Origin of the sequence: Anaerobutyricum hallii DSM 3353 (genome assembly GCF_000173975.1) — a bacterium.
In the GTDB taxonomy this organism is placed as follows: domain Bacteria; phylum Bacillota; class Clostridia; order Lachnospirales; family Lachnospiraceae; genus Anaerobutyricum; species Anaerobutyricum hallii.
In genome coordinates, this window is record NZ_ACEP01000075.1 from 1 (window position 1) to 11,700 (window position 11,700).

An 11,700-nucleotide genomic window follows, 5' to 3' on the forward strand; every position below is an offset into this window, starting at 1 on the left:
TGAAAGAGAAGAAATATGTTGCTGAGAAAATAGAGAATTTCCAGGCAGAGATTCCTGTAGAAGAATATATGAAAGAATGCGTGGATGTTGCAACATTCCTTGAATTTTGTAAAGAATGCTCGAACTATGGGAAACTATGGTGCTGCCCTCCGTATACATTTGATGTGGAAAAAGATTATTGGAACAAATATCGCAAAATTCAAATTATGGGGCGAAAATTATATCTGCCTAAAGAACTTACAAGCCAGTCCTATATTAAAAATGAACAATGGAAAGTAACAGAAGAGTTTCTTCTCCCTTATAAAGAAGAATTAGAACAGGAAATCTTAAAGTTAGAACAGGAGTATCCTGGAAGTGTTTCTTTAAGTAGCGGAGCCTGTTTACATTGTAAAAATGCAGAGTGTACACGTTTGTCTGGTAAACCTTGCCGTTTTCAGGATAAAATGCGTTATTCAATAGAATCATTGGGAGGCAATGTTGGCAAAACGGTAACGAAGTATCTTAAGCAGGAATTACAGTGGGTGGAAGAAGGAAAACTCCCAGAATATTTTATGCTGATTTATGGACTGCTAATTCCGTAAATTTTGGTTTGCCGTAGGCAAGGAAGACGCCACTGAGAAGAAATCTATAACCGGATTGCTAGAAGGATTTGGGAAAGAGGTGCAATTATGGGAATTTATTTAAATCCGGGGACAATAGAATTTCAGGAAAGTATAAATTCAGAAATATATGTAGATAAGACAATGCTTATTGAGAGAACAAATGCAGCTCTTAGAACAAAACAAAAATATATGTGTATCAGCCGACCACGAAGATTTGGGAAATCAATGGCGGCAGACATGCTTGCGGCGTATTACGGAAAAGATAATGATTCAGCGGCATTATTTGATGGATTAGAGATTAGTCACTCTGAGACATTTTCCACGCATTTAAACAAATATAATGTTTTTAAGATAAATATGCAGGAATTTTTAAGCATGACGCAGAATGTAGATGAGATGCTTAAAGTGCTTCAGAAAAGGCTGCTTAAAGAATTAAAATATAAATATCCAGAATATGTAGATAGTGATAATCTGGTATTTGTCATGCAGGATATTTTTTCTTATACGGGGCAGTCCTTTATTATTTTAATTGACGAGTGGGATTGTCTATTTCGTGAATATAAAGAGGATGAAGAGGCACAGAGAAAATATCTGGATTTTTTAAGGGTATGGTTAAAGGATAAAGCATATATTGCTCTTGCTTATATGACAGGAATTCTTCCGGTTAAAAAGTACGGAACGCATTCTGCATTAAATATGTTTATAGAATATTCAATGACAGACCCCGGAAATATGGCAGAATATTTTGGATTTGCAGAAAGAGAAGTAGAAAGTCTTTGCGTAGAATATGGAATGAGTATAGAGGAAACAAAGGCATGGTATAACGGATACGGTCTTTATAGCCATAACAAACAGGAAGATATTTTATATTCTATTTACAATCCAAAGTCAGTTGTAGAAGCAATGTTACGTCACAGATTTGGTAACTACTGGAATCAGACGGAAACCTATGAAGCACTTAAGATATATATTCAGATGAATATGGATGGATTAAAAGATGCAATCATTGAAATGCTTGCAGGTAATAGTGTGAGAATTAATATAGGTACCTTTCATAATGATATGACGACATTTGCGACGAGAGATGATATTTTGACATTGCTTGTGCATTTGGGATATCTTACTTATGATGTAGAAAAAGAATCCGTTAGAATTCCGAATAAAGAGGTGGCTCAGGAATATATTAATGCAATCAGTACAATGGATTGGAAAGAGGCGATTTCTCAGATTAAGGATAAAAAATATGCCTTAAAGTTTCAGGGAAAGTTAGAAGAATAGCCTAAATATACAGGACGAATTCTTGCGGTAGGGATAGGTTACGATAAACAGACAAAGGAACATAGTTGTAAAGTAGAGGTGCTAGAATGACAACAATTTTATGCTATGGAGATTCAAACACATACGGTTATAATCCGGTAAATGGTTTGCGTTATCCAAAAGATGTACGTTGGACAGGTGTATTACAAAAGCTGCTTGGTGAACAATATGCAGTCATAGAAGAAGGCTGTAATGGAAGAACAACAGTTTTTGAAGATATTGCCGAACCATGGAAAGCAGGACTTGGCTATTTAAAGCCTTGCCTAAATACGCATAAACCAATTGATTTTGTGATCATGATGCTTGGAAGTAATGATTTAAAAAGAATGTTTCACGCAACAGCAAAAGAGATTGCAGATGGAGCGGAGCAGTTAGTAAGTATTATAAAAGAATTTACAAAAGAAAAACAAGGTTTCATGCCGAAGGTAATTCTGGTATCCCCGCCAGAGATTGGGGCAGATATTGCAACTTCAGAATTTGCCCGGTCATTTGATGAGGATGCAATTGAACGTTCAAAGGAGCTTCCAGTTTTCTACGAGAAAATCGCTAAAAAATATGATTGTATTTTCTTTAATGCGGCAAAAGTGATAGAATCATCGAAGGTGGATTCGCTACATTTGATGCCAGAGGCACATAAAAAGTTGGCAGAAGAACTCTATAAATGTATTATGGAAAATGAATAAAGAAAAGAGAAAGATAAACTTACTTTCGAAATTGGCACTCGTCCCTTGACATGGCTAATAATATCTGTATAATAAAATTAGGCAGAATAAAGAGCCTCGAAAGAAGGGATAACATGTTTTTTTGGAAAATAGATGATGAGACCATACGATGCCTTATTAATAAGGAGGAGATAGGGCAGATGGGCTTTGATTTAAAGGAACTTGGTGAAGATAATGAGCAGATGGAAGAATTTTTGAATGCCGTTATTGCAGATTCTAAGAATTATATTGAATGGAATACAGAGAATGGGGTGCAGAATTATATTGCCAGAGCACTGCCATCCGAACAGTTCCTGATTACAATTAGCTGTACTTTTCAGGATGTGGCGATAGACAGGGATTTAGACCAGATTAAGAAGATGACCACAGCATTGAGAGAACGGATTTCTGATGACAGAATCGACAGTATCTATTCTATGACAGGGGAAGAGAAGGAGCGGGAGTTTGAATCTTTAGCAAGAGATCTTCATGATGTGTGTATGGGGAATACTAGTGAAAGTGAAAAGGATACAGAAGAAGCAGCAAAGAATGTGCAAAATACATCTTCAGAAGTATCTTACCAGCAATCGGCACCAACTAAGCCATCTGGTTCCACAATGACAGACAAAGAAAAAAAACAGCAGGCAGTAAGACCACATATTCCGGCACAGAAGCTTATATTTGATAATTTTCATAATCTGATGGATTTCTGTTCTCTTTTGAATAAAGATTATTTTATTCCATCAAGCCTTTATAAGAAAGCGGATAAGTATATTTTACTGGTAGAGTTTCCAGTAGAGATGGATAATTCTCAGATTATCACGTTCATGATAACAGCAGAAGAATATGGGGCAGAATGTTCAAATCAGAGATTAGAAGGGTATTATTTGTCAGAACATGCGAAGTTAATCATTAAAGAAAAAGCGGTGGAGACACTTTTTCGCATGAATTAAGTTTACATATAACCAAAATGAAAGAAGTATGATATACTAGCAGGGAACTGGTTAAAAACTGGTTCCCTGTTTTTTATAATAGGTAATTATTCAGAGAAGAGAATATTTTTGAAAATTTATTTTAAAATTCACATGGCGAAGTAAGCATGTGTAAAAAATGTTAAAAATATAGTTTGGTAAACATGTTCTGAATAATTATTATAATTTTGCAGAATGCTTAAAAATAAAAGAAGGGATAGAATATATATATGGATTTATCAGATGTGAGAAAGAATATTGACCGTGTAGATGCAGAAATCCGCAAGCTTTTTGTGGAGCGTATGACATTAGCAGATCAGGTTGCCTGCATTAAGGCAGAGACAGAAGATAAAATTTACAAACCGGATAGAGAAGAGATTATCATTAAGAAGCAGACCGAGGGAATGAAGCCAGAATTAGTAAGAGAATATACTGCTCTTATCAAGCGAATTATGGAAGTAAGCCGTAAGTATCAATATGGCAGAACTTTAGAACTTCGTCAGTGCTTTCCGTTTGAATATAGTAAGATGCCAGCAGTCATTTTAAAACCGACGATGGTAAAAGAGGAATTATACATCTGTGAAGATTTTTCAAAAGATAAGGTAATTACGGTGTCTTCTTATGAAGAGATTGGAAATTATATCAAAGAGGGCAAGGCAGATGCTGGAATTGGCATTATTGAGGAAGTGGGAATCGGTGTATCCGATGAACTTCATAATCTGCTTGCGGAGAAAGATTTATATATTACACACTGTAAAGTACAGGAAGATGGCGGTGTGCGCCGTAAAGTAGTAACATTTACAGACAAGCTGGTTGTTCTCCCATCCCATAACCGAGTAAAAGTAATGTTTGAATGTCCAAATCATAGCGGCAGTATCAGTAGTATTTTATCAATGATTTCTGATTATGGCGTGAACCTTACAGAGATTCATTCACGGCCATTCTGGAAAGATAATAGTTGGAATTATAAGTTCTTTGTAGAAATGAATGCCAATATTGATACGAAAGAGATTCGTGCATTAATCTACCAGCTTTCTCAGGAGACAGCATATTTAAAGATTCTTGGAAGCTATGCCTGTGAGGGAGACTTTTAGAGATGGAATTTTTAGAAGAAAAAATATTTGACCGTGAGCAGTATGATACTTATATCCGCCGGATTCATTATGATGACCGGGATGCAGTGATGTATGAGAAAATGCTTCATTTTCTATTTCCATATATTGTAGAAGAACGTGGAATAGAAGATAAAGAAGGACTTATGGAAGAGTATATCCATTGGAATGGACAATTAATTGAAAAATGTCTGTATCATCTGCCTCATGATATCCCGTACATAAATATCTGCCGGGCATATCAGTCGGTTGTATTTCTTTTCGCAGGAAATATAAAAGAGGGAATGGAGCAGCTAAGAAGGATTGGAACAGAGAATTTTCAGTATGATGGTAAGGCTCCAAAGTCAATTATGACGCAGGATGGTAAAGTATATAAGCCAGTTTCTAAACTATTCCTTCTATATAATTATGCAAAGGTTCTTAAGCAAAAAGGAATGCAAGGAGAGCTAGAGGCATTTCAAAAGGAATACCCATATGCATTTACTATTTATGGTGATGAAGAACATAGGGAACATGACTTGTTTTACAAAGAACAGATGGGACAATACAAGGATGTAATATTTTATCCGGTATATCAGAGAGTTTATAAAATTGGGCGAGGCCCGCAGGACTTTTTTGTTTATTATGACGCAGCAAAGTCTGTGCCTGTTTCACAGGTGCCTGAATAATCTTAAATTATCAATTATGGATTGATATGGGGATAATTAAAGGATAATAACTTATTCAGAGTTTAATAGGGAAGAATACTTATAATACTGAATGGTTAAAATAATATTTATGGAGGAAAAACAAATGAAAGAGTATTCATTGGGAACAAAATGTGTACAGGGAGGTTATACACCAGGCAACGGAGAACCGAGACAGATTCCAATTGTACAGAGTACAACATTTAAGTATGAGACAAGCGAGGCAATGGGTCGCTTATTTGACTTAGAGGAAGAAGGATACTTTTATTCCAGATTACAGAATCCAACGAATGATACGGTAGCAAGAAAGATTTGTGAATTAGAAGGAGGAAGTGCTGCAATGCTTACTTCTTCTGGACAGGCAGCCTCTTTTTATGCTGTATTCAACATTGCTTCCTGCGGTGACCATATTGTATCATCATCTTCTATTTACGGAGGAACATATAACCTTTTTGCAGTAACAATGAAACGAATGGGAATTGATTTTACCTTTGTTTCCCCAGAGTGTACAGAAGAAGAGCTAAATGCGGCATTTCAGCCAAATACGAAAGCTGTTTTTGGTGAGACAATCGCCAATCCGGCACTTACTGTATTAGATATTGAAAAGTTTGCAAAGGCAGCACATGCCCATGGCGTTCCATTAATTGTAGATAACACATTTGCAACACCAGTAAACTGCCGTCCATTTGAGTGGGGAGCGGATATCATCACACATTCCACTACAAAATATATGGATGGACATGGTGCAGGATTGGGCGGCTGTATCGTGGACAGTGGAAACTTTGACTGGACAAAATATCCAGATAAATATCCAGGACTCTGCACGCCAGATGACAGCTATCACGGTGTCATTTATACAGAACGTTTTGGTATTGGCGGGGCATATATTACAAAAGCGACTGCACAGCTTATGAGAGATTTTGGTTCCATGCAGTCTCCTCAGAATGCATTTATTTTAAATCTTGGCTTAGAAAGCCTTGAAGTGCGTATGAAACGTCATTGTGATAATGGATTGGCAGTGGCACAGTTTTTACAGCAGCATGAAAAGGTAACGTATGTTAATTACTGTGGTCTTGAGGGAGATAAATATCACGCATTAGCAGAAAAATACCTGCCAAATGGTTCCTGTGGTGTTGTAAGTTTTGGAGTAAAAGGCGGAAGAAAAGCGGCTGAGAACTTTATGAAACATTTAAAGATTGCCGCAATCGAGACACATGTTGCAGATGCAAGAACCTGCTGTCTCCATCCGGCAAGCGCAACACATCGCCAGATGAATGATGAAGAGTTAGAAGCTTGTGGAGTAAAACCAGATTTAATCCGCTACTCCTGTGGCTTAGAGAATGCAGAAGACTTGATTGCAGATCTTGCACAGGCTTTAGATCAGATTTAATGTTGATAACGCTGTTATAGCGAATAAGATGAAATAAAATTCAAGTAATCCATTCAAAATCAGAAAGCAAAGAGAGAATAGAACCTATACTGTGGTCTGGGAGTAAATGTTGGATGTGAGTGTTTAAGCGAACATTCAGCATGCCGCGACGAAAGTCACAGATATAGGTTCTATTCTCTCTTTGGTTTCATTGGCTTTTTTATAGTTGCATGATATGTGTGGTATTAATTGGAATCAGAAAAAACAAAGAAGTCTCATTTTGTACACATTTTCATTGTATAATACATTTTGTAACAAGTTGTTAACAAATAATATATATTTGCTCAACATTTATTACGAGAGGAGTTTACAATTGAAACATAAAAAGACACTACTTACATTTTTGATGCTGTGTGGGCTGTTTATTTTAAGTAAACCAGTATCTGCAGCAAAAGTTCCAGTCATTAAAGCTGGAAAGTCTACGAACTTAAAAGGAACCATTATCAATGTCAAGTATAGCGGAGCGGCTGTGACGATGGCGAATAAGTCCGCGACACCATCTATTAAGATTGGTTCTGAGATTTATGTACCATGCAAGACACTTTTTGCTGATAATGGAATTCATGCTTCTTATACAGCAAATGGTAACACTGTTACAGTAAAGAATGGAAAGCGCAAAGTTATTTTTTATGCAAATAAGAAATATGCAAAAGTCAATGGCAAGAAGATGACCTTAAAAGCTGCACCGTATTTTGTTACATATAAGAAAAGTAATATAAGAGATTTACTTGTTCCTGCAAAGCAGGCAGCAGCGTTCTTAGGTTTAAAATATACTTACAGCAGCCGTGCTAAGCTTGTGACTCTTGGGGTACGTAGTGGAATTGAGACTTCTGCAACACAGGTGAGCAAAGTAGCAAAGACAAGATTTATCAATAAGATGGGGCCGCTTGCAAGAGCAAACTATAAACGTACAGGCATCCTTGCCTCTGTAACAATGGCACAGGCGATTTTGGAAAGTGGCTGGGGACAATCAACATTAGCAGAGAACGGAAATAATCTTTTTGGAATGAAAATCAGTTTGTCTGGTAATAATTGGTCTGGCTCCGCCTGGGATGGTGTAAACTATTATGCAAAGCGCACTTATGAATACGGAAGCAGAGGCAGATATTCTATCACAGCAAAGTTCCGTAAATATTCCTGTGCAGAAGATTCTATCGAAGATCATTCAGCATACCTGTTAGGAGCGAAGAACGGAAGCAGGAAGAGATATGCAGGACTTACAAAGACAAAAAGTTATAAAAAGCAGCTTCAGATTATTAAAAAGGGTGGCTATGCAACATCTGGTTCTTATGTGAATGACTTGTGCAGGGTAATCCGTACATATAATCTTACAAAATGGGATAAATAAAACACAGATGCAAATGAGAATGTCATATATTATTTTATGAATGGATTTTTGTTGTTACGAAAATATCTATAAAGACAGTATTTGACCCTATAGGCAAAGTGTATTATAGTAAAAGCAGGTTTTGGCCTGCTTTTTGTTTTTTGATAAGGAGGAAGACATTATGGAAAGAATGTTAGAAGGAATGGTTATTTTTGTAGCCAAAATACATAATTATATTTTGTCGCTAAATGATGCTTACGAGAAAAACTTTACAGACAAGCAGCTCCACTTTCTCGTAATAGGAATTTTGGGAATGCTTATTTTGATGGTGATTTATCCATTGTTTAAGCTGTTGAGTGAGAATCATATTCTGGTGATTGCATTTATCTATGTATTTACAGTAATCGTAGTTATTACTTTTGCTATTGAAATCGGTCAGAAGATTTCCGATAGCGGAACGATGGATTTTGCGGATATCGTATTTGGAATTGCAGGATTTTTGCTGATGTTTGTGATTTTTGCTGTTATAAGACAAATTTTTCTGGCAATTATCAATTTGTTCCGAAAAATAGGAAAACATTAGAGCGTGTTTGAAAAGTATTTGTAAAAGGTCTTTTTAATATACTCTACAGGAAGGGTATAGAGTGATAATAACTAGATATAAGAAGTAAAAAAGAAATCTGTCACAGGATATATTATCGAGTCGTGGATAGATTTCTTTTTTTGATTTTGTTTTGAAAAAATGTTTAAAAATGAGAACAAAATAGCTTTTATTTTTTTGTTGTTCATACTTTTTCCGAAATTTTTTCATAGATTTTTCAGAAAATTAGTGTATGATATAGAAGAAAAGGAAAATAAGCAAGAATGAGGGAGGCTTTTTCATGGATAAATTAAAAATCATGGTCGTAGATGACGAGAGCAGAATGAGAAAACTGGTAAAAGATTTCCTTAAGAAAAAGGATTTTGAAGTCATAGAAGCCGCAGATGGCGAGGAGGCTCTTGATATTTTCTTTAAAGATAAAAGTATCAGTTTAATTATTTGTGACGTTATGATGCCGAAGATTAATGGATTTGATGTTGTAAAAGAGATTCGTCAGTACTCACAGGTGCCGATTATTATGCTGACGGCAAAAGGTGAGGAGAGTGACGAGTTGAACGGCTTTGATCTTGGAGTAGATGAGTATATATCGAAACCATTTAGTCCAAAGATTCTTGTAGCCAGAGTAGAGGCAATTTTAAGAAGGAGTAATAATCTTTCTACCGGAGAAGTTCTTAAAGCCGGTGGTATTGAACTTGACATCGCCGCGCATGAAGTAAGGATTGACGGAAAAGAGATTACGTTAAGTTTCAAGGAGTTTGAACTTCTGAATTATTTTGTAGTAAACCAGGGGGTAGCACTTTCAAGAGAAAAGATTCTTAATAATGTATGGAATTATGATTATTTTGGAGATGCCAGAACAATTGATACTCATGTTAAAAAGCTTCGAAGCAAGTTGGGAGAAAAAGGCGAGTACATCAAGACAATCTGGGGAATGGGTTATAAATTCGAAGTAGATTGATTAGGAGCATAGCATGAGAAATTCAATACGATTTAAGATGACCTCTATCTTAATTTTAATTGTCGGATGGGTGATTGTATTTACATGGTTCCTGAATAATACATTTTCTGAGAAATATTATGTGTCTTCTGAAAAGGCATCGATAGTAAAGACATTTGATAAAGTTAAGAATATTTTAAAAAATGAAGAAAATCAGGATACCATTGATGAGGAAATGGAACAGATATCCAATAAGACAAACATCAAGATGATGATTGCACAGTCAAGTAATTATTATTACAGCCAGAATGTAATATTTAGTAATCTGATAGACGGAAGTAAGACCTACGAAGAGATTCTTGGTTATTTAGATCAGATTCGGAGTCAGGTTATACTTGGTAATGATAAAGGAAACTTTAAAAGTAATTCTGGAAGAAGTATTTTCCCGTGGGAAAACAGTGCAGAGAATAATATGTCCACATTAATAAATAAGGGATATTTTGTCACACAGTTAAAAGATCAGGCAAGTGGGCAGAACGGTATTTATCTATTCGGATTTACAGATAATGATTATCTGATTGCCATGAGAGTGTCTATTGAGGGAATAAAGGCAAGCGCCGACATCAGCAGTCGGTTTATGGCATATATTGGAATGATAGGTATCATACTTGGAAGTTTAGTTATCTTTATCTTTTCATCAAATTTTACAAGGCCAATTAAAAATATGGCAGCGGTAGCAAACCGCATGGCGAATCTTGATTTTGATGCAAAAGTTACTGTCACACAGGATGATGAACTTGGCGAACTTGGGTATTCGATGAACCAGTTATCGGAAAAGCTGGAATCAACGATAGCTGATTTAAAGGCGGCGAACCTGGAGCTTAAGAAAGATATCGAGAAGAAGGAAAAGATTGACGATATGCGAAAAGAATTTCTCTCCCATGTTAGTCATGAATTAAAAACTCCAATCGCCTTGATTCAAGGCTATGCAGAAGGCCTTAAGGAAAATATCACAGATGATGAAGAAAGTAAAGACTTTTACTGTGAAGTTATCGCAGACGAAGCGAAGAAAATGAATGCAATGGTAAAAAAACTTCTCACACTTAACCAGATTGAGTTTGGAAATAATCAGCTTAGTATGCAGCGATTTGATGTATGCCAGATGATTCAGAATAAAATCAATTCTTCACAGATACTCTTTAAAAAGAAAAACACTACAGTTATATTTGAAGAAGAAGCACCGGTTTATGTATGGGCAGATGAACTGATGATAGAAGAAGTATTCAGTAATTATTTGTCGAATGCTTTAAATCATGTTTATGAAAATGGTACGATTCGTATCTGGTTTGAACGTATGGACAGCAACCTTCGCATTCATGTTTATAACGATGGTAAATGTATCCCGGAAGAAGAACTTAATAAATTATGGATTAAGTTTTATAAAGTAGATAAGGCACGAACCAGAGAGTACGGTGGTAACGGTATCGGACTTTCTATTGTAGCGGCAACGATGAAAGCACATGGAAAGGATTTTGGTGTGGCGAATAAAGAGAATGGAGTAGATTTTTACTTTGACCTTGATGCAAAGATTAAGTCTTAAATTCTGAGTTGCCGCAGGCAAAATAGACGCTCACAGTAAATAAAAGAACCTATATTTGTGACTTTAGTCGCTACGGTTTGAATACTCGCTTATACACGCTCGTATCCAAACCTTGCTCCGAGGCCACAAATATAGGCTCTTTTATTTACTGTGAGCTGTCTTTGGCTGCTGAAGTAAAGTCAGAATTTATTTTGGGGAGATTTGAGGGGGCATCAGGACTTCGTTTGTTCCGTCTGGCTCGCCAGCTCGGCAAATCAGGATTTTTGTTCATGGAATTTTAAATGTAAAATGATAAAAAAATAACAAATTTAACAAGAGGTAATCTATCGTGGGTTATAAAAATACAAAAAAAGTACAATATCTAGTGCTTGTTGATAAAATAAAAAAATCTTCAAAAAATGCTTGACGCAACTCTGC

The 11,700-nt window shown here is 36.0% G+C and carries 11 protein-coding genes; all 11 read left to right on the top strand.

Annotated elements, in window-relative coordinates; all coding sequences use genetic code 11:
• The coding region (locus EUBHAL_RS07135; protein WP_005347171.1) for a DUF2284 domain-containing protein at window positions 1–581 on the top strand (581 nt) is incomplete at its 5' end.
• Between the two features lie 87 nt (window positions 582–668).
• Window positions 669–1,880, top strand: a complete 1,212-nt coding sequence (locus tag EUBHAL_RS07140) for an AAA family ATPase (RefSeq protein ID WP_005347173.1) — start codon at window positions 669–671, stop codon at window positions 1,878–1,880.
• A gap of 86 nt (window positions 1,881–1,966) precedes the next feature.
• A complete protein-coding gene (locus EUBHAL_RS07145) occupies window positions 1,967–2,602 on the top strand; it encodes an SGNH/GDSL hydrolase family protein (protein ID WP_005347174.1) in 636 nt (211 codons plus the stop codon).
• A 113-nt stretch (window positions 2,603–2,715) separates the two neighbouring features.
• Window positions 2,716–3,573 (top strand): adaptor protein MecA, encoded by an 858-nt coding sequence (locus tag EUBHAL_RS07150; RefSeq protein ID WP_055299975.1) that lies wholly within the window; start codon window positions 2,716–2,718, stop codon window positions 3,571–3,573.
• Window positions 3,574–3,821: 248 nt separating this feature from the next.
• Window positions 3,822–4,685 (top strand): chorismate mutase, encoded by an 864-nt coding sequence (locus EUBHAL_RS07155; protein ID WP_005347177.1) that lies wholly within the window; start codon window positions 3,822–3,824, stop codon window positions 4,683–4,685.
• Between the two features lie 2 nt (window positions 4,686–4,687).
• Window positions 4,688–5,371, top strand: a complete 684-nt coding sequence (locus EUBHAL_RS07160; protein ID WP_005347178.1) for a hypothetical protein — start codon at window positions 4,688–4,690, stop codon at window positions 5,369–5,371.
• A gap of 124 nt (window positions 5,372–5,495) precedes the next feature.
• A complete protein-coding gene (locus EUBHAL_RS07165; RefSeq protein ID WP_044922447.1) occupies window positions 5,496–6,779 on the top strand; it encodes an O-acetylhomoserine aminocarboxypropyltransferase/cysteine synthase family protein in 1,284 nt (427 codons plus the stop codon).
• A gap of 352 nt (window positions 6,780–7,131) precedes the next feature.
• The gene (locus EUBHAL_RS16355) at window positions 7,132–8,166 is read left to right on the top strand and encodes a glucosaminidase domain-containing protein (RefSeq protein ID WP_049940642.1); all 1,035 of its coding nucleotides are present in this window, start codon (window positions 7,132–7,134) and stop codon (window positions 8,164–8,166) included.
• A gap of 160 nt (window positions 8,167–8,326) precedes the next feature.
• Window positions 8,327–8,728: a hypothetical protein gene (locus EUBHAL_RS07175; RefSeq protein WP_044922450.1), complete on the top strand. Its 402-nt coding sequence runs from the start codon at window positions 8,327–8,329 to the stop codon at window positions 8,726–8,728.
• A 298-nt stretch (window positions 8,729–9,026) separates the two neighbouring features.
• Complete coding sequence (locus tag EUBHAL_RS07180) at window positions 9,027–9,704, top strand: response regulator transcription factor (RefSeq protein ID WP_005347188.1); 678 nt, start codon at window positions 9,027–9,029, stop codon at window positions 9,702–9,704.
• Window positions 9,705–9,717: 13 nt separating this feature from the next.
• Complete coding sequence (locus EUBHAL_RS07185) at window positions 9,718–11,283, top strand: HAMP domain-containing sensor histidine kinase (RefSeq protein WP_022169319.1); 1,566 nt, start codon at window positions 9,718–9,720, stop codon at window positions 11,281–11,283.
• Window positions 11,284–11,700 lie beyond the last annotated feature (417 nt).